Source organism: Microbispora sp. H10836 (assembly GCF_012999525.1).
In the GTDB taxonomy this organism is placed as follows: domain Bacteria; phylum Actinomycetota; class Actinomycetes; order Streptosporangiales; family Streptosporangiaceae; genus Microbispora.
The window spans coordinates 80,412-106,870 of record NZ_JABBWU010000024.1 but is presented as its reverse complement, the minus strand read 5'-3'; the positions used below and the strand labels follow the sequence as shown (position 1 = coordinate 106,870).

Sequence of the window (26,459 nt, the reverse complement as noted above, 5' to 3'; positions counted from 1 at the left end):
GCGCCTACCGGCCTTCGCTGTGCTTGCTTGCTTCGAAGCGCCTATCGGCCTTCGCTGTGTTTGCTTGCTTCGAAGCGCCTATCGGCCTTCGAAGGCAGGCCTGTCCTTGTTGAGGAACGCCTTGGTCGCCGCCGCGTGGTCGGCGGTGGCCGCGCACTCGTCCTGAAGCTCCGCCTCCCGCTCCAGCGCGTCGGCGAGGGAGCAGGACGCCGCGTGGTCCAGCGCCGCCTTCGTGGCGGCGTACGCCCGCGTGGGCCCCTGCGCGAGCCGTACGGCGAGGTCGCGGGCGGCGGACGCCAGCCGGTCGGCCGGCACCACCTCGGCGACCAGGCCGAGCTCCAGGGCCCTGGCGGCGTCCACGACGTCGCCGAGCAGCAGCATCTCCCGGGCGCGCGCGGGACCGACGAGCCGCTGCAGGGTCCACGACGCGCCCGAGTCGGGCGCGAGCCCGATCCCGGTGAACGCCATCGAGAACCTGGCGCCCTCCGCCGCCACCCGGAAGTCGCACGCGAACGCCAGGGAGGCGCCCGCCCCCGCGGCGACCCCGTTGACGGCGGCCACGACGGGCTTGCCCATCGTGGCGATGGCCAGCACGATCGGGTTGTAGTGCTCGCGCACGGTGTTCGCCAGCCCGAGACCCCGGTCGAGGTTGTCGGCGTGCTCGCGCAGGTCCTGTCCCGCGCAGAAGGCCCGGCCCGCGCCGGTGAGGAGCACGGCCCGCGCCGACGCGTCGTCCGCGGCGCGCCGCACGGCCGCGAGCAGGTCGGTCTTCATCGCGACGGTCAGCGAGTTCATCGCGTCGGGGCGGTTCAGCGTGATCGTGGCGACGGCTTCGTCGACGTCGTAGGTCACGGTCATCTCAGGTGGCTCCATTCAGTGTGCGGTCCACGAACGCGGCGGCGGCGGGCAGCAGCCGCGCGGCCTCCTGCTCGAAGAAGGCGCGGGCCTTGTCGCCCGGCCAGCCCGGCGGCAGCAGATCGGCGGGCAGTCCGGGGTCGCGGAACAGGAAGTTGCGCCAGCCGTGCACCAGTCTGCTGCGGACGGCGAAGACCCGGTCGTCCGGGGCGTCGTCCGGCAGCGAGCCGACCAGGTCGGCCGCGCTGGCCAGCCAATCCTCGTACGCGTCGCCGATGGCGTCCAGGTCCCACGCGCGGGCGAGCAGGTCACGCGGGTCGCCCTCGTACGCGGCGTCGAACCGATGGCCGGGCACCCGCAACGCGTCGAGTTCCGGCGAGGGCCGAGGGCCGATCCAGGTCGTCTCCGACAGCGGCGCGTATCCAAGGAAGGCGAGGTCGGCACGGAGTCGCTCGCGCCGTGCCCGGTCCCTGACCGGGTCGAGCACCAGGACGTGCCAGCGCCCGGCCCACGGTGCGTCGCCCCCGCGGTAGACGCGGGCCGCCGTCTCGTCGAGCCTGCGTTCGCACTTCGGGGTGACCGCGTACCCCGGTCCCTGCGGCAGCCGTACGGGGTCGAGCCAGCCCTGCCTGACCATGCGGGATATCGCGGTCCTCACGGCAGGCGCCGCGATGTCGAGCGGCGCGAGCAGCCTCACGAGCGCGGCCACGGAGGCGCGGCCGCCACGGGTGCGAAGGTGGTCCCCATAGAGATCGAAAAGCGCGGCTCGGGCGTTCACCCCACCCAGTGTGGGGTCACGTCCGGTCCGTCCACAACGCGTGCCGCCCCGCATTGATCCACTGACCGGAGCCGGGCCGTTACCTTTTTGAGCTCGGAGGCGGGATAATAGAACATCACAGAAACGTGAATACGCCGGTTACCCTCCGGGGCGGCCGACAACGCGGGAAGGGATACACGCATGGCGGCGATGAAGCCGCGGACCGGTGACGGTCCGCTGGAGGTCACCAAGGAAGGACGGGGCATCGTCATGCGGGTCCCTCTCGAAGGTGGCGGCCGACTCGTCGTGGAGCTGTCCGCGGACGAGGCCAGCGCCCTCGGTGACGCGCTGAAGAAGGTGGTCGGCTGATCTGATCAGCCGACCTGTTCGATTCACGGCCCTGGCGGCGGGTGATCCCGCCCCGGGGCCGCCCTGTTGGAGGTGGACGTGCCCATCGAGACCACGCCGGTGCTCGCCGGTCCTCGAGGTGCTCACGATAGTCGGGGTGCCGGGCCCGCGCCGGACGCCGACCTGGTGGCCGTGCCTTTCGGCCCCGATCTGACCCCTGCCGCGGCGCCCTGGCTCGAGTCGCCCGTGCCGGTGGACGCGCTGCTCGCGCACTACGAGGCCAAGGGGGAGCCCGGCGAGGTCGTGGAGGTGCCGGTGGCAAGGGACGGCGCCGTCCGCCGCGTCCTGCTGTACGGCACCGGCGACGGCTCGGCCGCCGCGCTGCGCAAGGCCGGGGCGTCCGTCGCGAGGCGGGCGAAGGGCCGTGCCTCGCTGTCGGTCGTCGTCCCGTCCGAGGGGGAGGCCGCCGCCCTGGTCGAGGGGGCGCTGCTCGCGGCGTACACGTTCACGATCGGCAACGGCCGCACCAAGCCGGTGGGGGAGATCGTCTTCGTCGGCGGGGACGAGCGGGAGCTGAAGCGCGGCGAGGCGGTCGCGCGGGCCACCGCGCTCGCCCGCGACCTCGTCAACACCCCGTCCTCGGTGAAGACGCCCGCGTGGCTCGCCGACCAGGCGAAGGCGGTCGCGGCCGAGTCCGGGCTCGCCGTACGGGTGTGGGAGGAGTCCGAGCTCGGCGAGTTCGGCGGCATCAGGGCGGTCGGGCAGGGGTCGATCAGCCCGCCGCGGCTGGTGCAGCTCTCCTACACGCCGGAGAACCCGCGCGCCCACGTGGTGCTCGCCGGCAAGGGCATCACGTTCGACACCGGCGGCCTGTCCCTGAAGCCCACCGAGGGCATGAAGGCGATGAAGACGGACATGGCGGGCGGCGCCGCCGTCATCGCCGCGATGAGCGCGCTGGCGGCCTTCGAGGCGCCGGTGCGGGTCACCGGCCTCGTGGCGTGCGCGGAGAACTCCATCTCGGGCTCGGCGCAGCGGCCCGGGGACGTCATCACCCAGTACGGCGGGCGCACCGTCGAGGTGCTGAACACCGACGCCGAGGGCCGTCTGGTGCTGGCCGACGCGCTGGCGTACGCGGACGCCGAGCTGGACCCGGACGTCGTCGTCGACATCGCGACGCTGACCGGGGCGGCCAAGGTCGCGCTCGGCCAGTCGCTCGCGGCCGTCTATTCGACCGACGACTCGCTGGCCGCCGCGCTGGTCGACGCCGGTGAGGCCAGCGGGGAACGGCTGTGGCGGATGCCGCTCGTCGAGGACTACCGCGGGATGCTCGACTCCGACGTGGCCGACCTGGCCAACGTCGACAAGGCGATGTCGGGCGCGGCCGGGTCGATCGCCGCGGCGCTGTTCCTGCGCGAGTTCACCGGCGAGCGTCCCTGGGCGCACCTGGACATCGCGGGGCCCGCGCGGGCCGGCTCGGACGAGGGGGAGATCACCAAGGGCGGCACCGGCTTCGGCGTCCGCCTGCTCCTGCGTTATCTGACCGCCTGACGCCCGCTCAGGGCGGTGTGCCTCAGGTCAGCTTCACGGCGGCCAGCAGGCCGGAGCCGAGCGGCAGCATCAGCGGGCGCAGCCGCTCGTCGTTCCTGACGAGCTTGCCCAGCTCCCGGATGGCGACGGTGTCCGGGTCGCGCTGGGTCGGGTCGGCCACCTGGTCGCCGCAGAAGGCGTCGCAGAAGACCACGACCCCGCCCTGGCGCAGGAGCCGTACCGACTCGGTGAGGTAGTCGATGTACTCCTGCTTGGCCGCGTCGCAGAAGACCATGTCGTAGCCGCCGTCGGCGAGGCGGGGGAGCACGTCGAGCGCGCGGCCGCCGATCAGGCGGATCCGGCTGCCGGAGAACCCGGCCTCCGCGAACGTCTGGCGCGCCATGCGCTGGTGCTCCGGCTCCACGTCCACGCTGGTGAGCGTGCCGTCCGGGCGCATCCCGCGCAGCAGCCACAGGCCGGAGACCCCGCACCCGGTGCCGACCTCCACCACCGAGCGCGCGTTCACCACGGTGGCGAGGAAGCAGAGCGCCGCTCCGCACCCGGGCAGGATCGGGTGCGCCCCGACCTCGATGCCCCGCCGGCGCGCGGTCCGCAGGATGTCGTCCTCCGGGACGAACTCCTCCGCGTACTCCAGGCTGGCCGGTGTCGCCATCGGCCTCTCCCTCCCCTGCTTCATCTTGGTCGCAGCCTAGGGGAGTCGGACCGGAACGGGAACTCACGCCACAACGGGGACGTTGCACGCTTTGAACGGTCTTTGTTCGAGACCGCTCGGCCCGCGGTGCGCAGGAAGGGGCGAAACCAGGCACTATGGCTGTAGCGACGATCCTGCAGAGAGGAATGCCGGTGGACGAGCACGACCACCAGGCGGAGACTTCGGTGTCCGACTGGACGCCTCCCACATGGGAGGAGGTCGTCCGAACTCATTCCGCCCGGGTCTACCGGCTGGCCTATCGGCTGACGGGCAACGTCCACGACGCCGAGGACCTCACTCAGGAGGTCTTCGTCCGGGTCTTCCGGTCCCTGTCGAGCTACACCCCGGGCACGTTCGAGGGGTGGCTGCACCGGATCACGACGAACCTCTTCCTCGACATGGCGCGGCGCAAGCAGCGCATCCGCTTCGAGGGACTCGCGGACGACGCCGCCGAGCGGCTGCACGGGCGTGAACCGTCCCCGGCGCAGGCGTACGACGACGCGCACCTGGAGCCCGACATCCAGGCCGCGCTCGACGCCCTGGCGCCGGAGTTCCGGGCGGCCGTGGTGCTGTGCGACATCGAGGGACTGTCCTACGAGGAGATCGCCGCGACGCTCGGCGTGAAACTCGGCACGGTGCGCAGCCGCATCCACCGCGGCCGCGCCCAACTGCGGGAGGCGCTCGACCACCGGGCGCCCTCGGCGAACCGGAACGGCGATCAAACCCCCCCTTCATTCAGCAGGGAGGGACTGTGAGTCATCTTGGCGAGCGCGTCTCCGCGCTCATCGACGGCGAACTCAGTCACAACGAGCGAGAACGCGCGCTCGCGCACCTGACGTTCTGCGCGGACTGCCGCGCGGAGGTCGAGGCGATGCGGGCGCTGAAGACCCGTCTGCGGTCCATGGACCCGCCCGCGATGCCGGCGGACCTCACCATGTCGCTGCTGCGGATGGCGGAGCCGGGAGGGCCGTTGCCGCCGCGGATGCGGCCCTTTCCCGACCATCCGGCCTTCGGCGCCGGGCGGCTTCCCGGAATGCACGCCGCCGGGCCGATGGACAACCGGCCCAGGGGCAGGGACGGCGGACGATCGGGCCCCGGGCGGCCCGGCAGGATCAGACGCGCGGGATACGTCGCCGTGGGAATGGCCGGCGCCGCCGTCGCCCTCGGCACCATGCTCATGGCCGGCGGATCCACCGCCACCCCGAATCCGACGCCCGGGCAGATGTTCGTACAGCATCCCGCCCAGAACAGGGCGCCCGTGGTGAGCGTGTCGCCCAGCCCGTCACCGAGCGTCACCAGGGGGCTTTCGCGCTGAGCCGAGGAGACGGCATACGATCGGACACCGCAGCCGTCGTGTGCCGTTGTCCTCAGGGTTTCCGGCATGGTGCCGGTACCGCGTGGCTGCCAGCGGATGACCCCGGGCGCGAGGAGTGAGTGCCGCGATGACCGACAACACGCGTTCCTTCGGCGCGTCGGACCGGCCCGAGTTCCTTCCCGCGGGCGAGGAGCCCCCTCAGGAGCCCTCCCAGGAGCCGTCTCCGGGCCCGTGGGGCACTCCCGGGCAGGAGACCGCCCCGGGCGGCCCTCCGCCGCCCACCGGCGCGTACGGCATGGGTCCCGGCTGGGCGCCGCCGCCGCTGTATCCCGCCGCTGCGCAGAGCGAGCCGCGCGGCCCCAACATCGCGTTGTACGCCGCCCTGGCCGTGGTCATCGCGCTCGTGGCGGGCGGGGTGGCGAGCTGGGGGACCTTCCTGCTGACCCGTCCGGCATCCGGCATCGACCCCGGATACTCGCTCAGCGCGCCGTCGAAGCAGCCCACGGCCCGTCCGCCGGGGTCGGTGGCGGGGGTGGCCGCCAAGGTCCTGCCCAGCGTGGTCTCGCTGGAGGTCAAGGGCAACAGCGAGGCCGGCACCGGCTCGGGCTTCGTCATCAAGGGCGGCTACATCGTCACCAACAACCACGTCGTGGCCGTCGCGGGACAGGTGGGTGAGATCCGCGTCCGCTACAACGACCGCACCTCCTCGGGCGCGCGAGTCGTCGGCCGCGACCCGAACTCCGACATCGCGGTGGTTAAGCCCGACGCGCCCATCAGAGCGCCGGAGCTCCCTCTCGGCAACTCCGACGGCGCGGTCGTCGGCGACCCGGTCATCGCGGTCGGTTCGCCCCTCGGCCTGAGCGGCACGGTCACCACCGGCATCATCAGCTCGCTCAACCGTCCCGTCGAGGCGGGCGGCAGCACCGGGTCCGACTACGCGCTCATCAACGCGATCCAGACGGACGCCGCCATCAACCCCGGCAACTCGGGCGGCCCCCTGGTCAACGCCTCGGGCGAGGTGATCGGGGTGAACTCGGCGATCGCCACGGTCGGCGGCTCCCTGCTGGGCCAGCAGTCCGGCAGTATCGGCCTCGGCTTCGCGATCCCCGTGAACCAGGTGCGCCGCATCGCCCAGGAGCTCATCACCACGGGGGCGGCCCGTACCTCCAGGATCGGCATCACGATCGACCAGACCTACCAGGGCCAGGGGGTGCGGATCGCCACCCAGACGGCGGGGGGCGCCCTGCCGGTCACCCCCGGCGGACCGGCCGCGAAGGCGGGGCTGCGCCCGGGGGACGTCATCCTCGAGGTCGACGGCCAGCCGGTGGGCGACAGCCGGGAGCTGATCGTGACCATCCGCAGCAAGGCCCCCGGCGACAAGGTGCGGATCAAGTTCCGGCACGACGGTGAGGTGCGGACGGCGACGGTCACGGTCGGCGCGGCACCGGTTCCCAGCGCACGTCCCTCGTGAACAGGCCATCACCTGTCCACAGCTTGGGGCGCGGGCATTAGTCTGATTTCAGTCGTACGCGCAGGAGGAGATCACCATGTTCGGACTCGGCTGGGCAGAGGCCCTGGCATTGGTGGTGATCGCCCTGCTCGTGTTCGGGCCGGAGAAGCTCCCCCAGGCCGCCTCGCAGGCGGGCCGTACGCTCCGGCAACTGCGGCAGATGGCCAACAGCGCGAAAGAGGACCTTCAGGCCAACATGGGGCCCGAGTTCGCCAACTTCGACCCGGCCGACCTGAACCCCAAGAACTTCGTGCGCAAGCACCTGCTCGACGACGTCGAGAAGGACTGGAACGCCACCCCGGGAGTGGAGCCGGAGCCGGCGGCCTCCCCCATGCCGGAGCTGGGCGTGGGGGAGATCCCGCCGTACGACAACGAGGCGACCTGACCGGTCAGTGCTTGACCGGTGAGATATCGAGCTTCAGGCCCTTGAGGCTGCTCGGCTTCTTACCGAGACCGGACGCGATCCGGCGCAGTTCCGCCGCCGCGGGGGCGTCGGGGTCGGTCAGCACGAGCGGCTTGCCCTCGTCGCCGCCCTCACGCAGCCGCATGTCGATCGGCACCTGACCGAGCAGCGGCACCCGCGCCCCCAGCGTGCGGGTCAGCGCGTCGGCCACGGTCTGGCCGCCGCCCTCGCCGAACACCGAGATGCGCTCGTCGCAGTGCGGGCAGGGCAGCCACGCCATGTTCTCGATGACGCCGGCGATCTGCTGGTGGGTCTGGGCGGCGATCGACCCGGCGCGCTCGGCCACCTCGGCGGCGGCCTGCTGCGGGGTCGTCACGACCAGGATCTCGGCCGTGGGCATGCGCTGGGCGACCGAGATGGCGATGTCGCCGGTGCCCGGGGGCAGGTCCATCAGCAGGACGTCGAGGTCGCCCCAGTAGACGTCGGTCAGGAACTGGTACAGCGCACGGTCGAGCATCGGGCCGCGCCACACCACCGGCGTGTTGCCCTCGGGCTTGAACATGCCGACCGAGATGACCTTGATGTCATGCGCCACCGGCGGCATGATCATGTCCTCGACCTTGGTGGGACGCTCGCTCACGCCGAGCATGCGCGGCACCGAGTGGCCGTAGATGTCGGCGTCCACGACGCCGACCTTCAGGCCCTGGGCGGCCATCGCGGCGGCGAGGTTCACCGTGACCGACGACTTGCCGACGCCGCCCTTGCCGCTCGCGACCGCGAACACCCGGGTCAGCGAGCCGGGCTTGGCGAAGGGGATCTCCTTCTCCGGCCCGCGGTCGCCGCGCAGCTTCGTCTGCAGCCCCTTGCGCTGCTCCTCGCTCATGACGTCCAGGTCCACCTGAACGCGGGTGACGCCGTCGACCTTGGAGACCGCCTCGGTGACGTCGCGGGTGATTTTGTCCTTCAGCGGACAGCCGGCGACGGTCAGCAACACGCCGACGCGCACCACCCCGTCGGGGGAGACGTCCACTTTGTCGACCATGCCGAGGTCGGTGATCGGCCGGCGAATCTCGGGGTCGTTGACCGTCGCCAGCGCGGCCATGACCAGTTCAGGGGATGGTGCCATGAATCCATGCTATGGACTCAGCGGGTGTCCTCCGAACCCGCCCCGGGCGATCTCGTCGCGGCCTCGCTCAACTCCTCCTGCAGGCGCTGGAGTTCCGAGCGGATGTAGTCGCGCGTGGCCACCTCGCCGAGCGCCATGCGCAGGCCGGCGATCTCCCGGGTGAGGTACTCGATCTCGGCCTGGTTGCGCTCGGCCGTCGTCTTGTCCTGCTCGTACTGGACGCGGTCGCGGTCGGCCTGCCGGTTCTGCGCGAGCAGGATCAGCGGCGCGGCGTACGACGCCTGGAGCGAGAGCATCAGGGTCAGGAAGATGAACGGATAGGGGTCGAACTTGGCCGGCGCGAACACGTTCCACAGCAGCCACACCCCGACGAACACGGTCATGTAGACGATGAACCGCGCGGTGCCGAGGAAGCGCGCGAACCGCTCGGAGAACTCGCCGAACGCCTCGGGGTCGTAGTAGAGCCGCAGGCGGGGGGTCAGCTCACGCGGCTGGTCGAGGCGTTCTGTCATGGGCGTTCCCGCCAGTCCTCCGGCAGCATGTGGTCGAGCACGTCGTCGACGGTCACCGCGCCCAGCAGGCGGGACAGCTCGTCCACGACGGGGACCGCGACCAGGTTGTACGTCGCGAGGTACGACGCCACCTCGTGCACCGTCAGCTCGGGTCTGATCGGGTCCACGGTGATGTCTATCACGCTGCCGAGCAACGTCGACGGCGGCTCCCTGAGCAGCCGCTGGAAGTGCGCCACCCCCAGGAAGCGCCCGGTCGGGGTCTCGGTCGGCGGGCGGGTGACGTACACCTGGGCGGCGATGGCCGGGGTCTGCTCCTGCTGGCGGATGTGCGCGAGGGCCTCGGCCACGGTCGAGGTCGGCGGGAGGATGACCGGCTCGGTCGTCATCATGCCGCCGGCGGTGTACTCCCCGTAGGTCAGCAGCCGCCGGACCGGCGCGGCCTCCTCCGGCACCATGAGCCGCAGCAGCCCCTCGGCCTGCTCGGCGGGCAGTTCCTGCAGCAGGTCGGCGGCGTCGTCCGGGCTCATCTCCTCCAGCACGTCGGCGGCGCGCTCCCGGTGCAGCCGGCTCAGCACGAGCACCTGGTCGCGCTCGGGCAGCTCCTCCAGGACGTCGGCGAGCCGGTCGTCGTCCAGCGCCGCGGCGACCTCGGCCATCCGCTTGCTGGGCAGCTCGTGCAGCATGTTCGCCAGGTCGGCCGGGCGCAGCGCCTCGAAGACGGCGAGCAGGTTGGCCGCGCCCTGGTCCTTCTGGATCCCGGCGAAGCCGGTGACCTCGTCCCAGTCCACGATCAGCGTCTCGCCCCTGCGGCGCGTCCCGCGGCGGACCGCGACCTTCGTGATGAGCCAGTCGGACGGCCGCGGCTGCTCAATGGCCAGGTCCTGCACGGTCACCCGCTCGCCCTTGTAGTCGACGGCGCGGTCGAGCATCTCCCCGATGGCGAGCGTCTCGGCGTCCCTGCACTCGAACCTGCGCATGTTGAGCTTGCCGGTGAAGATGACGGCGCGGGCCTCGATGCTGGTGATCCTGGTGATCGGCAGGAAGACCCGGCGGCGTGGCTGGACCTCGACGACGAAGCCGTGGACCCGGGGGAGCAGCGGCCCCCGCAGCGAGACGACGACGTCCCGGATGCGGCCGATCTGGTCGCCGGCCGGGTCGAAGACCGCCAGCCCCGCCAGGCGGGCCACGAAGATCCGATCCACTCTGTCAGGTTACGCAAGGATGCGCACCGCTCGGTGTTATGACAGGATCCAAGCCGTTTATTGGTCATTACATGGGCAGGTGACGATGAGGGCTGCCAGCCTGGCGATCGCGGGCGTCTCGGCCTTCTGCTTCGGGTTCTCGGGACCGATGGCGAAGATCCTCGGCGCGGCGGGGCTCGCGCCGCTGGAGGCCGTATGGGTCCGCATGGCGGGGGCCGGCGTGCTCCTGCTGGCGGTCCTGGCCGTCTTCAGGCCGCGCGCGCTGCGCATCCCCCGCGACCGCCTGCTGTTCTTCGCCGCGTACGCCGTGATCGCGGTGGCGGCCGTGCAGGCCCTGTTCTTCGTGGCCATCACCCGGCTGCCGGTCGGTGTGGCGCTGCTGATCGAGTACACCTCTCCGGTGATGGTGGTCCTGTGGGTGCGATTCGTCCGGCGGCTACGGCTGCCGCGCTCGGCCTACCTGGGGGCGCTGATCGCGGTCGTCGGGCTGGCGATCGTCGTGCAGGTCTGGGAGGGGCTGCGCCTCGACGCGCTCGGGCTGCTGCTCGCCCTGGTCGCCGCCGCCTGCTGCGCCGGATATTTCCTGATGAGCGACTCGTTCGGCGACGACGTGGACACGCTCGGCCTGATCGCCTGGGGCATGCTCGGGGCGGCGGTGGTCCTGCTGCCCGTCGCCCGGCCCTGGGCCGTCGACTGGGCGGCGTTCGCCCGCGCCGTCGACGTCTCCGGGCACACGATCCCGGTCGCCGCGGCCGCCGTGGTGCTGGTCGTGGTCGCCACGGTCATCGCGTACGCGACGGGGGTCACCGCCGTGCGGCGGCTGTCGGCCGCGGTCGGCGCGACGGTCGCGTCGGTGGAGGTCATCGCGGGGGCGGTGATCGCCTGGGTGCTGCTCGGCGAGCGCCTGGGGACCGCCCAGATCACCGGGGGCCTGATCGTGCTCGCCGGGGCCCTGCTGGCCCAGACCGCGACCGCAAGGATCGGCCCGGAGCGCCACGCCGTCGAGGTGACGGAGACCGTACGCGTGTGAGGCTCAGGCGCCGGCTGGTTCAGGTGCGGGGGTGAGCCGCACGACCGTGGACCGCTCGGCCCAGCGGGCGGTCAGGCCGGCGGCCTCGCGGGCGTTCAGGCGCTCCTTGGCCAGCGCGGCCACCGCCTCGGGGGCGGCCGCCTGGTCCACCACCTCGGCGACGGCCGGGAAGCGGACGAGCTCGGCGCCGTTGTCCTTGCTGCGCAGCACGACCTCGATCTCGCCGCGCTCGGCCGCGATCTCGGCCAGGCCGGGCAGGGACCGCTCCTCGCCGCCGGTCACCACGTAGAGCGCCCCGTCGTGCCACACGTGCCAGGCCAGCCGCGGCCCGGACGGCAGGCCGAGCCACAGCACACCGGACTTCTTCGCGCCCTCTTCGATCACCGCCAGGGTCATGAGGCACAGCCTATTCACCGCGCTACCGTTGGCCCATGCGCGCTCGACGTTCGTGCCTGGCGGTGCCCGGCAGCAACCCCCGTTTCCTGGAGAAGGCCCAGGGCCTCGCCGCGGACGAGGTCTTCCTCGACCTGGAGGACTCCGTCGCCCCCGGCGCCAAGGACGAGGCGCGCCGCAACGTCGTCGCCGCGCTCAGGGAGGGCGACTGGACAGGCAAGACGGTCGTCGTCCGGGTCAACGACCTCACCACGCGCTGGACCTACCGGGACGTCATCGAGGTCGTCGAAGGCGCCGGCGACCGGCTCGACTGCGTCATGCTGCCGAAGGTCTCCGACGCCTCCCACGTGGTCTGGCTCGACACCCTGCTCGGCCAGATCGAGCGGGCCACCGGCCTGCCCGAGGGCGGCATCGGCGTCGAGGCGCAGATCGAGGACGCCCGGGGGCTCGTCAACGCCGACGACATCGCCGCGTCCTCGCCCCGGCTGGAGACGCTGGTCTTCGGCCCGGCCGACTTCATGGCCTCGATCGGCATGCGGACGCTGGTCGTGGGCGAGCAGCCCCCCGGATACGGCGAGGGGGACGCCTACCACTACATCCTCATGCGCATCCTGATGGCCGCCCGCGCGCACGGCCTCCAGGCGATCGACGGGCCGTACCTCCAGATCCGCGACCTGGACGGCTTCCGCCGGGTGGCGATGCGGTCGGCCGCCCTGGGGTTCGACGGCAAGTGGGTGCTCCATCCGTCGCAGGTGGAGGCGGCCAACGAGGTGTTCGCGCCGTCCCAGGAGGACTACAACCACGCCGAGCTCATCCTCGACGCGTACGAGTACTACACGACGGTCGAGAATCGGGGCGCCGTCATGCTGGGGGACGAGATGATCGACGAGGCCTCACGGAAGATGGCCCTGGTGGTGGCGGCCAAGGGCCGCGCCGCCGGACTTCCCCGTTCCAGCTCCTTCACCCCGCCCAGCTGATCGGCCGCGGTACGCGAAGAATGGACATATGAACGAACCACAGCCGGGCCCGGATCCGGCCGCCGGGCCGCCCCAGCTGCCCGGTCCCTATCTGGCGCCGGGACCGTACGCCGGCGGGACGGCCTGGCCGGCCGGTCCGCCGCAGCCGCAGCCGCCGCCACACCCTGCGGCCCGGCCGCAGTGGCCATATGCGGGGCCATATGCGGGGCCGTACCCCGGCCCCTATCCCGGTCCCTATCCGTGGGGGCCGCCGCCGCGTGCCCGCTGGGACGTTCCGCCCCCGCCCGGCACCCGGTACGACCGCCTGGCGCGTACGCCGTCGCACCGCTGGTGGCGGCCGATCGCGGGCACGCTCGCGATCATCGTGGCCTTCCTGGCGCTCTCGATCGCCGCCGGCCTGGTGGCCTTCATAGTGTCGCTGGTCACCGGGGTGCCCATGGTGCGCTCGGGAACCCGGCTGTTCGCCGATCCCGTCGTCGACCTCGGGTTCCAGTTGGGGGTCATCGCGCTGCTGCTGCCGCTGGTGCTCGGCGCGGCGTGGCTGTTCCAGCGACGACCGCCGGGGTCGCTGTCGTCGGTGGCCCTGCGGTTGCGGTGGCGGTGGCTGGGGATGTGCCTGCTGGTCGCGCTGGTTGCGGTCGTGCTCGGGCAGGCCGTCGAGGCCGTGACGCTGATGTCCGCGGGGGTGGATCCCGGACTCCGCTGGGCGGGCTGGGAGCGGTTCCTCCCGGCCATCGTCGTGATCCTGCTGCTGGTGCCGTTCCAGTCGGCGGCCGAGGAGTACGCCTACCGCGGCTGGATCATCCAGGGGTTCGGGGCGTACCTGCGAAATCCGTGGCCGGCGATCCTGGTGGGCGCGGCGGCCTTCGCCGCCTCACACGGCTACACGGGCTGGGGGATCGTCTACGTCTTCGCGTTCGGCATGCTCATGGGGTGGCTGGCGGTCCGCACGGGCGGGCTGGAGGCGCCGATCGCCCTGCACGTGACCAACAACGTCGTGGCGTTCGGAGTCGTCGCGGCCTCCGGGGACATGGGCAGCGCGATGGAACAGGGCGAGGTGCCCTGGGAGGCGCTGATCGGATCGGCCGTGCAGTTCGCGGTTTTCGGGGTCGGCGTGCTGATAATCGCCCGAAAGTGGGCAATTCAGACCCTCTCCCGATAAATCTCACTAGAGAGGTATGGCCCCGGGGCTCTTCCCGTGTTGCTCTGGATCCGTGATGGGGTATCACTGTGATCGCTTTGCCGTACCACAGGTGGAACGGTCCGGATCGACCTCTCCGGGGAGGAGGTACTGAGCGTGGCCTCGGGCCCCCACGAGCGCGACCGCCGGCACGCCGCAGACGAGCAGGCGACCCCTCCCTCGCCCCCGCCGGAGTTACACCACCGGCCGCCCGGTCCGTCCCCGTGGGCGCTGCCTCCGTTCGCCGCCCCCGTGCCGGACGACGCGCCCGATGACGCGGGCGACCCGGACTCGGGCGACCCGGACTTACGCGGCGGCAGCCCGGACACGGTGCCGGAGACATGGGCGCCGCGCCCCGAGCAGGACGCGCCGCGCGACCGCGGACCCCGGACGGGCCGCAGGCCGTACGCGGCGCCCTACGAGGGCGGGGAACCGCGCCACAGCCGCTCCGAGGACCGCGCTAGGCCCGGCGGCGCGGGCGCGACGGGTCCGCCCGGTCCCGCGGGTTCCCCCGCGCCCCGGCACGGCGAGGGTGCCGGGTCGGCGGGGGAGGCGGCGTCCTCCGGCCAGGAGGGCCGGGGACGCCGCATCGTGAACCGGCCGGACAAGCTGGTCGCCTCTGGGCCGCCACGGCGGCGGCGCGCCCAGATCCCGCGCGAGAACCCCGACGGGCCGGGCGCCCCTGAGATCGACACCCCGCCGTCGGGGCCGCTGCGCGAGGAGGACCCCGGCGGGCGGGGGGAGCACGTGTGGACGCACACGCCGCCTGAGCCGGTCGAGCGCATCGGGCGCCCGCCGGGAGGCCGTCCGGCGCGTCCCGACACGCTCGTGGCCGTCGGCCCGCCCCGGGCGGGCGGCGGACGCCGCCACAGACGGGTGCTGCCGGTCCGGCGGTTCCCGCCGCGCCTACCCCGGCTGGTCGCTCCCGCGGTGATCGCCGTGGTCCTCGTCGCCGCCGCCGTGCTGGGCGTGGCCGTCGTCAAATGGGCCGGCGGCCCGTCAACGGCGGGACTGCGCCTCGCGGCGGGCGACGGCCAGTCGGGCGACGCGGCGTTCGCGGCGCCCGGGCTGCCGGGCAACGGCTCCAGCCAGGTGCTCAACGCCTTCGCGGCGGCGGGCGCGACGGTGGTGGCGGCGGGCAGCGACACGACGAGCCCGCTCACCCGGCCGCTGTTCCTCGTGTCCGCCGACGGCGGCGCGCACTGGCAGACGGGCCGGGTCGCCGACGCCCCGGGGTACGAGTCCGAGCCCGGGGCGGTCGGCAGGGTCGCGGGTGGCGACGGCCGCTGGCTCGCGGTCGGGACCGACGCGCCCGGCTCGGCGGGCCCGGCCGCGCGCGGCATGTGGGTCTCCTCCGACGGCCGGTCCTGGACGGCGGTGGACCCCGCGCGGCTGACCGCGTTCTGGAGCCAGGACAGGATCACCGACGTGGCGCGGACCGCGACCGGCTTCCTGGCCGTGGGCGCCACGACCCTGCGGGACGGCACGGCGGGCCCGGTCGCCTGGGTGTCACCCGACGGCGTCGGCTGGACGAGGGTGGACACCGACCAGATCGGCACCCCCGACAAGGTCCGCGCGATGCGGGCGGTGGCCGCCCGGGGCGACCGCGTGGTGGCGCTCGCCGACCCGGGGTCGGGCGACTCGGTCTCGGTCGTCCTGCGCTCCGACGACGGCGGGCGCACCTGGCTGCGTACGGCCGCGGCCCTGGCGGACGTACGGCCCGAGCCCGGCGCGCTGGCCGTCACCGCGAAGGGCTTCGTGCTCGTGCCCACCCGGCAGAAGTCGGACGGCGGCGAGGTGCGGGTCTACTGCTCGCCCGAGGGCGCCGACTGGACCCAGTGCGGCACGATAGGGCCGCTCGGCGCGGAGGGGACCGGCGTGCGGGGCCTGGCCGCGTCGGCGGCGGGGATCGCGGCGGTCGCCGAGTCGGCCTGGGAACGGTACGCCGTCTACACCAGCCGCGACGGCCGCGAGTGGACCAGGAGCGCCGATCTCGGCGGCATCCCGGGCACCCTGCGCGGGCTGGCCGTCACCGACGCGGGCGTGCTCGTGGCGGGCGGCGACAAGCGCGGGCCCGGCGACGTGGAGAACCTTCCCGTGCTGATCAGCGCGAAGAAGGGCGAGGCGGCGCGCGGCGTGCCGCTCAGGGAGATCGCCGGGCTCAACCGGCTCGCCAGGGACACCGCGGACCTCGCCGCCGCCGGCGGCACGTTCGTCGCCGTGGGCTCGGCCAACGGCGACGCCGCGATCTGGACGAGCGGCAACAACGGCGCCAACTGGAAGGACGCGGCGTTCCCCGACCTGCTGGGCGGACCGGGACGCCAGGCCCTCAGCGGCGTCGCGCACGGCCCCAGGGGATGGCTCGCCGTCGGCAGCACGACGACCGACCCGGCGGTGACCCGCCCGCTGGTCGTCACCTCGGCCGACGGGAGGAACTGGCGGCCCGGTCCGGCGATCGAGGTGCCCGCGGGCCACTTCCTGCTCGCGCCGGGTGTGGCGGCCGCCGGGCCGAAGGGCTACGTCCTCGCGGGGGAGGACCGCTCGGCCACGGGAACGCTGCCCGCCCTGTGGTTCAGCCCCGACCTCAAGCGCTTCACCCGCTCCTCGCCGGGCAGCATGCCGGCCGGTGGGGCCGGTGTGCGCCTGTACGACGTCACGGCGACCCCCCACGGGTTCATGGCCGTCGGCGGGTCGGGCACCGCCGACCGGGAGACGGGAGTGGTCTGGGTCTCCTCCGACGGCCTCAACTGGAACGCCCGGGGCCGGGTCCTGCCGCCGGACGCCACCTCGGCCGGGCTGCGCCACGTGGTCGCGACCGAGGCGGGCATGGTGGTCGTGGGCACCGCGATGACCGAGGACGGCCCCCGCCCGTTCTCGGCGCTGTCCACCGACGACGGCGCCGAGTGGAAGTACGGCACGCTGCCCGCCGACGCCGCCGCCTCGGTCCTCGACGTGACCGCGACCGGGCGGGGACTCGTCGCCGTCGGGTCGCACCGGTCGTCCGCGGAGGGCGGTGAGGGCGACAGCGCGGCCTGGGTCTCCGCGGACGGGGTGGACTGGTCGCGCCAGGCGCTCACCCAGGACGGCCTCGGCGGCCAGGGGGCGCAGTGGCTCGGGGCGGTGGCGGTCTCCGGCAGCCGGGTCGTGGCCGTCGGCAGGTCGGCCGGCCACGCCGACGACCATCTGACGATCTGGCGCAGCACGGTCACGGAACGATGACCCCGGGGATGATTCCCCATCCGGCGAGGGCGTCGGCGAGGCCGTCGGTCAGCGGGAGCCGTGCCAGGTCGGACGGCGCGCACCAGCGGGCGTCGGCGGCGTCGTCCCCGGCCATCGGCACGCCCGAGGCCGTCGCGACGTAGTCGTGGATCTCGTAGGTCGCGCCGCCGGGGGCGGGCCGCAGCACGGTCCCGGCGAGCCGTACGACGGTGACGTCGAGGCCGGTCTCCTCTCGCAGCTCACGGCGCAGTGCCTGCTCGTCGGTCTCGCCGGGCTCGACCCTGCCGCCGGGCAGGGACCACAGCCCCTCGCCGGGAGGGCGGCCCCGCCGCACGAGCAGGAGCCGTCCCTCGGCGTCGGCGACGATCGCGCCCACACATCTGATACACCGCACATCACCAAGATTACGACTAGATAACGGGCAGACTCTTGACGTACGGACATCACGGACGCACCGTGAATATTTGTGAGAACCGCGCCAACTTGTCCGCGGTGCTTCGGGCCGCTGCATGAACCGAATGTCTGGTCGAGTTCCTGGCGTTGCGACGCCCATGGGGACGTCCTGCCCTTCCAGCCGCCCCGGCGGCCCTCGCAGGCCGCGCTGGAGGCCCTCTGCGTAACGGCCAGGGTGCCCGTCTGGCTCCCGTGGCCGCTCCCCTCCGGATGGCTGGTGACTGGCTTCGCCGAGGTGGGTGACGAGCGCACCGGTGTCAGGGCCAGCGTCGTCGCCCTCGCCGGCCCGTCGGTCACGCACGGCCCCGCCGACATGCTGCTCATCGCGGAAGAGCCGGGCATCGGTCTCGGGGCCGCGTACGCCGGGCTGCCGGGCCCGGACCCGGGAGCGGGGTTCGACGCCGGGCCGCCGCACGCCAAGGTCGACGCACGTGGCCACCCCACGGCGCTGTGGTGCGCGGGACGGGAGGTGCCGGGGGACCGGGCCGTCTACGTGGGCGAGGCTCTCGGCAACTGGCTGTGGACGGTCGCCTGGCCCGTCGAGGCCGGCTGCTTCATCGCGCTGGCCAACCTGTCGCTGCGCGATCTGCGGGACCAGGACCAGGCGCTCGACCTGCCCTTCGGTGCCTTCTCGCCGCGTCTGGACGGAGAGGGATAGTAAGGTTCTGAGCCGTGACAGCGCGCATCGAACGAGTGGTGACCTCGGGCCTGGTGGACTACGAGGGCGACGAGCACAAGGTCGAGAACAACACCTGGATCCTGGGTGACGACGACGAGGTGATCGTCATCGACCCGGCGCGGGACGCCGACAAGATCCTGGGGCAGGTCGGCGAGCGCGAGGTCCTCGCCGTCATCTGCACCCACGGCCTGCCCGACCACGTGGGCGCCGCGATCGAGGTGGCGGCCAGGGACGAGGCCGTGATCGCCGTGCACGCCAAGGACAAGCGCCTGTGGCGGCAGACCTGGGAGGAGACCTGGCCCGACATCGAGATGGAGGACGAGGGGCTGTTCTCCGTGGCCGACGTCGAGCTGGAAGTGCTCTCCACGCCGGGGGTCACGCCGGGCGGCGTCTCGCTCTACTGCGAGGGCCTCGGCGCGGTCTTCACCGGCAAGACCCTGCTGATGGACGGCCCCGGCAAGCTCGGCGGGGAGTACCCCGCGCTCGCCGACCAGCTCACCTCGATCGGCGAGCGGCTGTTCACGCTTCCGCACGAGACGAGGGTGCTGCCCGCGCACGGCGAGGAGGGCAGGATCGGTGACCTGGAGCCCGAGTTCGACCGCTGGCTGTCGGGGTCGCTGACCGGCGCCCAGGAGGCCGACCCGGAGCCTCCGCTCGTGGACGGCACCCGGGCGTCCGGCATCAAGCTGAACCTCGACGAGTAGGGCCGTGGAGCAGCTCGGCCTCGACGGCATGCCGAGGCGGCTCTACACCTGCACCCCGTCGCGCCTGAACACCTGGCTCGACTGCCGGCGTCGCTACCGCTTCACCTACCTCGACCGGCCCGCTCCGCAGAAGGGGCCCCCATGGGCGCACAACAGCGTGGGGGCCTCCGTCCACAACGCGCTGGCCGCCTGGTGGCGGGAGCCGTACGACCGGCGTACGCCGGTCATGGCGGCCGTGCTGCTCACCAACGGCTGGATCCGCGAGGGGTTCAGGGACGAGGAGCAGTCGGCCACGTGGCGTGACCGCGCCCGCGCGATGGTCTCCTCCTACGTCGCCACGCTCGATCCCGGCGACGAGCCGGTGGGCGTCGAGCGCACCGTCGCCACGCGCACGTCGGTGATCGCCGTCTCGGGCCGGGTGGACCGGCTCGACCGGCGCGGGGACGAACTGGTCGTGGTCGACTACAAGACCGGCCGCCGCCCGCCGACCTCGGACGACGCCCGTTCCTCGATCGCGCTCGCCGTCTACGCGATCGCCTCGTCCCGCATGATGCGCCGGGCCTGCCGCCGGGTGGAGTTACACCACCTGCCCAGTGGGACGGTCGCGGAGTGGGAGCACAGCGAGGAAACGCTCGCCCGCCACCTGAGCAGGGCCGAGGACATCGCGACGGAGGCGGCCGACGCCGACGACGCCTACCGCGCATGGGCCCCGAGGCGGGAGGACCGCGCCGTGGGGGTCGAGGTGCCGCCCGAGGTCGACCGGCTGTTCCCGCCCGAACCGGGCCCCATCTGCTCCTGGTGCGACTTCCGCCGCCACTGCCCCGAGGGGCGGGCCGCCTCCCCCGACAAGCTCCCCTGGGACGGCCTGCCGGAGACGCCCGGCTCGCCCGGCCTCAGCCCGTCGTACGGCGGGGACGGCGGCGAGGGTCGACCAGGGCTCTGAGGCCCTTGCCCACGTCGTATCCGGCGGCGCCCAGGCGCTCCCGCGAGGCCCGCAGCATGGCCCTGGTGCGCTCGTCCAGCACCTGCTGGTGGACGAAGTCGGGGATCGTGTTCATGGTCAGCCGGAAGGCCCGCAACGCCGCCGTGACCGTGATCTGCGGCACCTCGGGCAGCACGCCGTACATCCTGCGGGCCCAGTCGGGCAGCGTGTAGTAGCACAGCGCCCCGAACGGGAAGTAGACCGGCTTGGCCGGGGACAGGAAGCGCATGTCGCCCGGCAGGCGCGGCCAGAGCAGGAACCGCACGGCGGCGGCCGACTCGGGGATGACCCGCAGGACCGGCCGCATCCGCGCGAAATACTCGTCCATCTCACTGACCGAACCGGGCACGTCCTCGGCGTGGAGCCCGACGTATGCGGCGCTGTCGCGCTGCTCGGCGAGGTACTGGTCGGCCTGCCGGTCGGTGATCCGGGCGCCCGCGCGGCGGACGACCTCCAGGTAGGACATGACCTCCGCGCAGTGGACCCACAGCAGCAGTTCGGGATCGTCCACGCGGTGGGTCCGGCCCGTGTCGGGATCGCGGATGCGCAACGCCCGGTGGATCGCGCGCACCCGCCTGCCGATCTCCTCGGCCTCCTCGGGGCTGCCGTACGTCACCCGGCCCACGAAGTCCGCCGTACGGCGCAGCCGCCCGAAGGGGTCCTCCCGGAAGTTGGAGTTCTGCCACACGCCCCGCATCGCCAGCGGATGCAGGGCCTGCAGCATCAGGCCGCGCACGCCGCCCACCCACATGGTCCGGTCGACGTGGACCAGCCAGGTCGCGGACTCCGGAGGCTGGGCGGTCAGGCCGCTGGCGCCGGGCATGACGACCGGCTCATCCGTGCTGGTGCTGGAGCAGCCGGCTCTCCGCGGCGTTCCAGAAGCGGGTCAGGGCCGCCGCGGTGGTCTCGGGGGCCTCGACGGCCGGCGAGTGGAGCGCCCCCGGCACCACGACGCACTCCGCGTCGAGCCTGCGGGCCATCTCGGCCTGCAGCAGCGGCGGCCAGCCGTCGTCGTGCTCGCCGTACAGGACCAGGAGGTCGAGCCCGCACTGGGTCAGCTCCTCGCAGCGGTCCGGGGCGCCCAGGACCTCCTCCGCCATCGCCAGGAGGGCGGTGGGGTGGTTGCTGAGCAGCCGCTTGCGCAGGAACGCGACGATGTCGTCGGGGACGCCCGCCGCCAGCGCCTCGGGCTCCAGCCTGTTCGACCACATGTAGTCCAGGCCGTACTCCGGGAGCTCGGCCAGCAGGACCCGGCCCATCCGCTCCCGGGGCCCGACGATGCCCGCCGGCCCCGAGCTCATGAGCGTGAGCGAGGCGAGCCTGGCACCGCCGTTCAGCGCCGCGTCCCGGGCGACGAGCCCGCCGAAGGAGTGTCCCAGCAGGTGGACGGGCTCACCCTGACCGACGGCCGCGGCGATCGCGTCGATGTCCGCGCCGAGAGCCGCGCACGTGTAGGCCGCCGGGTCGTCCGGGCCCGGCGTCTCGTACTGCCCGCGCATGTCGACCGCGATCACCCGGCGGCCGGCCTGCGCGAGCGTCTGCAGCACGGCGATGAAGTCCTCCTTCGACCCCGTCAAACCGGGGACGAGAAGGGCGGGCCAGCGCTCCGGGACACCACTCACCGGAAGCGCTTCGAGGGCGGCGAACGAGCCCAGCGGCGTCTCGATCTGCTCACTGCTGACACCCGGCGGAAGGGTCAGGAACCGTGGCGTGCTCACGAGGCCTCCTCCACCTCACCCCGGATCCCGGGAACCGATGGGCCGGACCGGCCCCACGTCCTGGACCGTCTGCTGAAGGCTCGCTCACTCACGTGGCATCACGATACCCAGGAAAGATCCCGACGACACTGCCGAAGCGACTACGCGGGTTTCGGATGGTCATTGCGCATGCCTCCTGTCCAGGTCATACCCACTGCGGGCGAACCGGCCCCCGACGCGACGGGGGCAGGGCGAGCGCCGGCCGTCCGGCGCTCTCCCTGCCCCTGTGCTGTCGTGCTCACCGACGAGCGGGCCTGTGCCGGCCCCTCACCCCGTACGGCGGGGCCGCGGCCGGGGCGGGCGGCGCCGCTGCTGGGCGCGCTCGCTCGCGGCGGACGGCGCGGGGTCGTCGTCGTCGGTCGCGATGTCGGGAGACCTGAACACGATCGAGAACGGGCTGGCCGGGATGATCCGCTCCGGCTCCGGCCGCTGCGCCGGCCGCTCGGCGGGCTCCTCGGCGGCGACCTCGCTCACGTGCGCCTCCACGGCCGGCTCCTCGATCGGGAGTGTCTGCTGGGCGTCGGCGGCGCGGGTCCTGCGGCGGCGCGCCGGGCGCTCCTCCGCCGGTTCCTCCGCCGGCTCCTCGGCCACTGGCACCTGGTCGCGGGCGTCGGCGTCGGCGGCGATGTCGCTGGTGGCGTCAGCGGCGTCGGTGGCGGCGCGGGTCCTGCGGCGGGTGGTCCTGCGCGTGGCCGCCGCCTTCGGCTCGTGCCCGTCGCCGGAGGGCGCGGCCTCCCCGTTCACCGGGGACTCGGCCTGCTCCTCCGAGCCGTCCTCACGGGACCCCACGGCCGCGACGTCGGCCAGCGCGCCGGTCAGGGCCGCGGTGTTCGCGCCCCTGCGTCCGCGGCGCCCCGGCGCGGCCTCGGCGGGGGCCTCCGGGGTGGTCTCCAGAGGCGGTTCCACAGGAGCCTCCACCGGAGCCGCCGCCTCGGTCTCCCCCGAGAAGGTCGTGTCGGAGTCCTGGGAACGGCCAGCCCGGGTGCGCCGCCGCTCGCGGGTGCGGGCGGGGCGCTCACGACGCTCCTCCCGGTCTCCGCGACCGGACTTGCCGCGGGACCGGGTGCGGCCCGTCTCGCCGAGGTCCTCGATCTCCTCCGCCTCCAGGCCCGCCCGGGACCGCTGGGCGCGCGGCAGCACGCCCTTGGTCCCCTCGGGGATGTCGAGGTCGGTGTACAGGTGCGGGGAGCTCGAATAGGTCTCGACGGGATCGATGAAGTCCAGCGAGAGGGCGTTGTTGATGACCTTCCAGCGGGTCAGCTCGGTCCACTCGACGAAGGTCACCGCGACGCCGGTGCGGCCCGCCCGGCCCGTACGGCCGATCCGGTGGACGTAGGTCTTCTCGTCCTGCGGGCAGTCGTAGTTGACGACGTGGGTGACGTCGTCGATGTCGATGCCGCGCGCCGCGACGTCGGTCGCCACCAGCACGTTGATCTTGCCGTTGCGGAAGGCCCGCAACGCCTGCTCGCGCTGGCCCTGGCCGAGGTCGCCGTGGACGGCCGCCACCGCGAAGCCCTTGTCCTTGAGCTGCTCGGCGACCATGTCGCAGGCCCGCTTGGTCTCGCAGAACACCATCGTGAGCCCGGCGCCCCTGCTCTGCATCAGGCGGGCCAGAATCTCGATCTTGTCCATGCGGTGTGTGCGGTACACGTGCTGCGTGGTCAGCGTGGTCGTCTCGGCCTCGGCCGTGCCGCTCTCCGCCCGGACCCGGGTGGGCCGGGTGAGGTAGCGGCGGGACAGGTTGACGATCTCGCCGGGCATGGTCGCGGAGAACAGCATGGTCTGCCGACTCTCCGGCACCAGCTTGATGATCCGCTCGATGTCCGGCAGGAAGCCGAGGTCGAGCATGCGGTCGGCCTCGTCCAGCACGAGCATGGTGATCTGGCCGAGGTCGAGGTGCTTCTGCTTGACCAGGTCGAGCAGCCGCCCCGGCGTGCCGACGATCACGTCGACGCCGTTCTTGAGCGCCTCGATCTGCGGCTCGTACGCGCGCCCGCCGTACACGGTGAGGATGCGCGACCCCAGCTTGCCGGCGGCGAGGACCAGGTCCTCGGTCACCTGGAGGGCCAGCTCGCGGGTCGGGACGAGGACGAGACCGCGCGGCTTCTTGCGGTTCTTCCTCGGCTTGCCGACGAGCTGCAGCATGGCGACGCCGAAGGCATAGGTCTTGCCGGTGCCGGTGCGCGCCTGTCCGATGACGTCCTGGCCGGCCAGCGCCAGCGGGAGCGCCATCTCCTGAATCGGGAATGGTGAAGTGATGCCCTCGGTCTCGAGCGCATCGGCGATCTCCGGGATGACTCCCAGGTCTCGGAACGTCGTTGTCAGCGTGGCCTGCCTCAATCAGTGCGAAGGGGCGGCCTACCGGGACATCCGGCCGGCAGATCTTTCCCGGTCCGGGTCCTCGCGGACAGTCGCGCCCTCGTCGTGATCAGCGACCGCTGCATTCAGTGGTTCCTGGGGGTCCGGGGAGATGACCCCGGATCGACACAGTGAGCGGCACAGTGCGGTCGCACTTCCACGAAGCAGTCTACTCGATACCACAACACGGAACCGATTTCTGCGTCTTCTCGCTAAAAGCTCTTGCTGTGTCGCCGGGGGGCCGGGGGCCGGGCGCCGCTCCGATCGAGGAGCCGGGGAGCCGTACGCTGCACCCATGAGTGATTCCTCTCCCGGGACTGTGGACCTGCTCGGTGTCCTCGCGTACGCCGAGCTCACCGCCTTCCTCCGGCTGGCCGAGGACGCCGCACTGCTGGCTCCGACGCTGAACGACAGGGCCGCCCTCGGGGACGTGGCCGCCACGGAGTACGGGCACTTCCGGGTGCTGCGTGACCGGCTGGCCTCGCTCGGCGTCGACGCGGAGGAGGCGATGGCTCCCTTCGTGGAGGCGATCGACGCCTGGCACGCCCAGACCAGGCCGAAGGACTGGTACGAGGCGCTGATCAAGGCGTACGTCGGTGTGGGGATCGCGGGGGACTTCTACCGTGAGGCGGCACGCCACACCGATCCCTCGATCAGCGCCCTGGTGGACGAGGTGCTGACCGACGAGAGCCGTGGGGAGTTCGCGGTGGAGCGGGTGCGCGCCGCGCTGGACGCCGATCCGCGGCTGTGCGGCCGCCTGGCGCTGTGGGCGCGCCGCATGGTCGGTGAGGCGCTGAGCCAGGGGCAGCGGCTCGCCGCGGCCCGGCCGCAACTCGCCGCCCTGCTGGTGGGCGAGAACGGTGAGGACCTGGCCGAGGTCGGGCGGATGTTCGCCCGGCTGACCGAGGAGCACGGCAAGCGGATGGCGGCCCTCGGCCTCACGCCGGGTCCGTAGTCTTCACGGGTTCCGCGGTTGTCGCGGGCACCGGTGCTGTACGCCGGCCGGTCCGCTGACCTGGCGAGACTCCTGGGGCGGCGGGGACCGGGAGGTACGGCAGGCAGCCCCGCGCGGCGGCCGGTCCGGCGTTCATGGGTCGCGCACGTGCCAAACGGATGTACGGTGCGAGCATGAGGGCCTCGCGCCGCTACGGCAGTTCCTTGACGAGATGTGGGCCGAACACCTGGACTCCGCGTGCGGTGTTGCGGAGAGGAAGCGCGGGCTGTCCGACGATCAGCGGGAGGCGGGATCCCCATCACGCGGATCTGACCCGCCGTCCCCGCGGATGCGGTTACGGACGCAGCTGAGCCCGCGGCGATTCCCGGGCGGCCGATCGATGGAGCCCGGATCGGACCTCACGGTCAGCCGCCGGGACGGCGCGCGTGGTGGGCGCGCGCCGCCGGCGGGCCGGTGAAGGCCGCGGAGGGCGGTCTCGGGGGACCGTCTCGGTGGGTTGCCGCGGTGGGCTAGAGAGTCCCGCCGAAGCCGACGGGGCGCGTCTCGTCCTCGCCGATCTCGACGAACCCGAGCGAGGCCACGGGGACGACCACTCGGCGGCCCTTGGTGTCGGTGAGCGAGAAGACACCCTTCTCCGAGGCGAGCGCGTTGCGGAGTTCCTCCTCGATCTCCTCGGCCGACAGGTCGGTCTCCACGATGAGCTCACGGTGCACCGACTGCACACCGATCTTTATTTCCATCGGGCTCCCCTTTCGCGAGGGCTGGTTCTCACCCATCGTCGTCCTCCTGGGGAGCGGTGCGCCCTGTGATCGCGTCAAGCGAACAGGATTCCGGTCAGCCGGTGCGCGGGAAACCGCTGATGCCACGCCATGCCAGGCGCGCCATCAGCTGGGTCGCCGCCTCCTTGGGGATCGAGCCGTGACTGCTCAGCCAGTAGCGCGCGCTGACCTCGGCCATGCCCACCAGGCCGACGCCGAGCAGGTGCGCCTCGTCGCTGGAGCAGCCGGTGTCCTCCTGGATGACCTGGCTGATCGCCTCGGCGCTCTCGTGCAGCGAACGCTCCATCCGCTGCCGTACGGGCGCGACGTTGCGCAGGTCGGATTCGAAGACGAGCCGGAACGCCTCGCCCTGGCTGGAGACGAAGTCGAAGAAGGCGCCGATGGCGGCCTGCACCCGCTGCTTGTTGTCACTGGTGGACTCGAGTGCCTGCCGGATCCGGGTCACCATGTCGTCGACATGCAGGTCCAGCAGCGCCAGATACAGCTCCAGCTTGCCCGGGAAGTGCTGGTAGAGCACCGGCTTGCTCACACCGGCCCGCTCGGCGATCTCGTCCATCGCCGCCGCGTGGTAGCCGTTCTCCACGAACACTTCCTGTGCCGCGCTCAGCAACTGGCGGCGGCGGGCCATCCGGGGTAGCCGGGTGCCCCGGGGCTTGGCGTCCGGGGTAGCGGTCACGGCAGTCTCCTTGGCAGATGCGCATCGGGGGCTCCCGCCCCGGGGCCTCA

27 protein-coding genes are annotated in these 26,459 nt (G+C 72.8%); 14 read left to right on the top strand and 13 right to left on the bottom strand.

Annotated features, from left to right (window positions below; genetic code table 11):
• Window positions 1-78 precede the first annotated feature (78 nt).
• Window positions 79-873: an enoyl-CoA hydratase-related protein gene (locus HHX30_RS33600; RefSeq protein ID WP_169987225.1), complete on the bottom strand. Its 795-nt coding sequence runs from the start codon at window positions 871-873 to the stop codon at window positions 79-81.
• Complete coding sequence (locus HHX30_RS33595) at window positions 860-1,633, bottom strand: PaaX family transcriptional regulator C-terminal domain-containing protein (RefSeq protein WP_169987223.1); 774 nt, start codon at window positions 1,631-1,633, stop codon at window positions 860-862. The genes HHX30_RS33600 and HHX30_RS33595 overlap by 14 nt, the downstream gene beginning before the upstream one ends.
• A 180-nt stretch (window positions 1,634-1,813) precedes the next feature.
• Here HHX30_RS33595 and HHX30_RS33590 point away from each other — a divergent pair, with 180 nt between their 5' ends.
• Window positions 1,814-1,981, top strand: coding sequence for a DUF3117 domain-containing protein (locus HHX30_RS33590; RefSeq protein ID WP_076433904.1), 168 nt, complete (start codon window positions 1,814-1,816; stop codon window positions 1,979-1,981).
• A gap of 78 nt (window positions 1,982-2,059) precedes the next feature.
• Window positions 2,060-3,508 carry a leucyl aminopeptidase gene (locus HHX30_RS33585; protein ID WP_169987221.1) on the top strand — a complete coding sequence of 483 codons (1,449 nt, stop codon included), beginning with the start codon at window positions 2,060-2,062 and terminating at the stop codon, window positions 3,506-3,508.
• 22 nt (window positions 3,509-3,530) lie between these two features.
• Here HHX30_RS33585 and HHX30_RS33580 read toward each other — a convergent pair whose 3' ends face one another.
• Entirely contained in the window at window positions 3,531-4,160 is a 630-nt protein-coding gene (locus tag HHX30_RS33580; protein ID WP_169987219.1) for an O-methyltransferase, read from the bottom strand.
• Between the two features lie 185 nt (window positions 4,161-4,345).
• On the opposite strand from HHX30_RS33580, the gene sigE reads away from it, so the two are divergent.
• The 4 genes from sigE to HHX30_RS33560 all read left to right on the top strand — a co-directional run bounded on the left by sigE (window position 4,346) and on the right by HHX30_RS33560 (window position 7,409).
• Entirely contained in the window at window positions 4,346-4,954 is a 609-nt protein-coding gene (gene sigE, locus HHX30_RS33575; protein ID WP_211593026.1) for an RNA polymerase sigma factor SigE, read from the top strand.
• Window positions 4,951-5,514, top strand: a complete 564-nt coding sequence (locus HHX30_RS33570) for an anti-sigma factor (RefSeq protein ID WP_169987215.1) — start codon at window positions 4,951-4,953, stop codon at window positions 5,512-5,514. Before sigE ends, HHX30_RS33570 begins: the two co-directional genes overlap by 4 nt.
• A 127-nt stretch (window positions 5,515-5,641) precedes the next feature.
• The gene (locus HHX30_RS33565; RefSeq protein WP_169987213.1) at window positions 5,642-6,985 is read left to right on the top strand and encodes a S1C family serine protease; all 1,344 of its coding nucleotides are present in this window, start codon (window positions 5,642-5,644) and stop codon (window positions 6,983-6,985) included.
• Between the two features lie 76 nt (window positions 6,986-7,061).
• Window positions 7,062-7,409, top strand: coding sequence for a sec-independent translocase (locus tag HHX30_RS33560; protein WP_169987211.1), 348 nt, complete (start codon window positions 7,062-7,064; stop codon window positions 7,407-7,409).
• A 4-nt stretch (window positions 7,410-7,413) separates the two neighbouring features.
• On the opposite strand, the gene HHX30_RS33555 is transcribed toward HHX30_RS33560, so the two are convergent.
• Genes HHX30_RS33555 through HHX30_RS33545 form a run of 3 tightly spaced genes read right to left on the bottom strand, consistent with a single transcriptional unit; the run spans window position 7,414 to window position 10,267 of the window.
• Complete coding sequence (locus tag HHX30_RS33555) at window positions 7,414-8,553, bottom strand: Mrp/NBP35 family ATP-binding protein (RefSeq protein WP_169987208.1); 1,140 nt, start codon at window positions 8,551-8,553, stop codon at window positions 7,414-7,416.
• A 17-nt stretch (window positions 8,554-8,570) separates the two neighbouring features.
• Window positions 8,571-9,065, bottom strand: coding sequence for a DUF1003 domain-containing protein (locus HHX30_RS33550; RefSeq protein WP_169987206.1), 495 nt, complete (start codon window positions 9,063-9,065; stop codon window positions 8,571-8,573).
• Window positions 9,062-10,267 (bottom strand): magnesium transporter MgtE N-terminal domain-containing protein, encoded by a 1,206-nt coding sequence (locus tag HHX30_RS33545; RefSeq protein WP_169987205.1) that lies wholly within the window; start codon window positions 10,265-10,267, stop codon window positions 9,062-9,064. Before HHX30_RS33545 ends, HHX30_RS33550 begins: the two co-directional genes overlap by 4 nt.
• Window positions 10,268-10,352: 85 nt before the next feature.
• On the opposite strand from HHX30_RS33545, the gene HHX30_RS33540 reads away from it, so the two are divergent.
• Window positions 10,353-11,297: a DMT family transporter gene (locus HHX30_RS33540; RefSeq protein WP_169987203.1), complete on the top strand. Its 945-nt coding sequence runs from the start codon at window positions 10,353-10,355 to the stop codon at window positions 11,295-11,297.
• A 3-nt stretch (window positions 11,298-11,300) separates the two neighbouring features.
• Here the strand turns inward: HHX30_RS33540 and HHX30_RS33535 are convergent, their stop codons facing one another.
• Entirely contained in the window at window positions 11,301-11,693 is a 393-nt protein-coding gene (locus HHX30_RS33535) for a hypothetical protein (protein WP_249350720.1), read from the bottom strand.
• A gap of 35 nt (window positions 11,694-11,728) precedes the next feature.
• On the opposite strand from HHX30_RS33535, the gene HHX30_RS33530 reads away from it, so the two are divergent.
• The 3 genes from HHX30_RS33530 to HHX30_RS33520 all read left to right on the top strand — a co-directional run bounded on the left by HHX30_RS33530 (window position 11,729) and on the right by HHX30_RS33520 (window position 17,066).
• Window positions 11,729-12,667 (top strand): CoA ester lyase, encoded by a 939-nt coding sequence (locus HHX30_RS33530; protein ID WP_169987201.1) that lies wholly within the window; start codon window positions 11,729-11,731, stop codon window positions 12,665-12,667.
• Between the two features lie 28 nt (window positions 12,668-12,695).
• Complete coding sequence (locus HHX30_RS42960; RefSeq protein WP_169987199.1) at window positions 12,696-13,829, top strand: CPBP family intramembrane glutamic endopeptidase; 1,134 nt, start codon at window positions 12,696-12,698, stop codon at window positions 13,827-13,829.
• A gap of 135 nt (window positions 13,830-13,964) precedes the next feature.
• Entirely contained in the window at window positions 13,965-17,066 is a 3,102-nt protein-coding gene (locus HHX30_RS33520; protein ID WP_169987197.1) for a hypothetical protein, read from the top strand.
• Here the strand turns inward: HHX30_RS33520 and HHX30_RS33515 are convergent.
• On the bottom strand, window positions 17,053-17,460 hold the full coding sequence (locus HHX30_RS33515) for an NUDIX domain-containing protein (RefSeq protein WP_311922975.1): 408 nt from the start codon (window positions 17,458-17,460) through the stop codon (window positions 17,053-17,055). The genes HHX30_RS33520 and HHX30_RS33515 overlap by 14 nt on opposite strands.
• Before the next feature lie 72 nt (window positions 17,461-17,532).
• Here HHX30_RS33515 and HHX30_RS33510 point away from each other — a divergent pair, with 72 nt between their 5' ends.
• The 3 genes from HHX30_RS33510 to HHX30_RS33500 are packed head-to-tail and all read left to right on the top strand — an operon-like array spanning window position 17,533 to window position 19,845.
• Window positions 17,533-18,177, top strand: coding sequence for a DUF6758 family protein (locus HHX30_RS33510; RefSeq protein WP_169987193.1), 645 nt, complete (start codon window positions 17,533-17,535; stop codon window positions 18,175-18,177).
• Window positions 18,178-18,191: 14 nt separating this feature from the next.
• Window positions 18,192-18,902, top strand: a complete 711-nt coding sequence (locus tag HHX30_RS33505) for an MBL fold metallo-hydrolase (RefSeq protein WP_169987191.1) — start codon at window positions 18,192-18,194, stop codon at window positions 18,900-18,902.
• A gap of 4 nt (window positions 18,903-18,906) precedes the next feature.
• Window positions 18,907-19,845: a PD-(D/E)XK nuclease family protein gene (locus tag HHX30_RS33500; protein ID WP_311922974.1), complete on the top strand. Its 939-nt coding sequence runs from the start codon at window positions 18,907-18,909 to the stop codon at window positions 19,843-19,845.
• Here the strand turns inward: HHX30_RS33500 and HHX30_RS33495 are convergent.
• The 3 genes from HHX30_RS33495 to HHX30_RS33485 form a co-directional block, all read right to left on the bottom strand.
• Complete coding sequence (locus tag HHX30_RS33495; protein ID WP_169987189.1) at window positions 19,796-20,707, bottom strand: oxygenase MpaB family protein; 912 nt, start codon at window positions 20,705-20,707, stop codon at window positions 19,796-19,798. The two genes, HHX30_RS33500 and HHX30_RS33495, sit on opposite strands and share 50 nt — an antisense overlap.
• Before the next feature lie 10 nt (window positions 20,708-20,717).
• Entirely contained in the window at window positions 20,718-21,602 is an 885-nt protein-coding gene (locus tag HHX30_RS33490; protein ID WP_169987187.1) for an alpha/beta fold hydrolase, read from the bottom strand.
• Between the two features lie 306 nt (window positions 21,603-21,908).
• Window positions 21,909-23,873 (bottom strand): DEAD/DEAH box helicase, encoded by a 1,965-nt coding sequence (locus HHX30_RS33485; RefSeq protein ID WP_211592984.1) that lies wholly within the window; start codon window positions 23,871-23,873, stop codon window positions 21,909-21,911.
• A 421-nt stretch (window positions 23,874-24,294) separates the two neighbouring features.
• On the opposite strand from HHX30_RS33485, the gene HHX30_RS33480 reads away from it, so the two are divergent.
• Complete coding sequence (locus HHX30_RS33480; protein WP_169987183.1) at window positions 24,295-24,954, top strand: ferritin-like fold-containing protein; 660 nt, start codon at window positions 24,295-24,297, stop codon at window positions 24,952-24,954.
• Between the two features lie 509 nt (window positions 24,955-25,463).
• Here HHX30_RS33480 and HHX30_RS33475 read toward each other — a convergent pair.
• Complete coding sequence (locus HHX30_RS33475) at window positions 25,464-25,694, bottom strand: DUF3107 domain-containing protein (RefSeq protein ID WP_169987181.1); 231 nt, start codon at window positions 25,692-25,694, stop codon at window positions 25,464-25,466.
• A 94-nt stretch (window positions 25,695-25,788) separates the two neighbouring features.
• The gene (locus tag HHX30_RS33470) at window positions 25,789-26,409 is read right to left on the bottom strand and encodes a TetR/AcrR family transcriptional regulator (protein WP_169948767.1); all 621 of its coding nucleotides are present in this window, start codon (window positions 26,407-26,409) and stop codon (window positions 25,789-25,791) included.
• Window positions 26,410-26,459 lie beyond the last annotated feature (50 nt).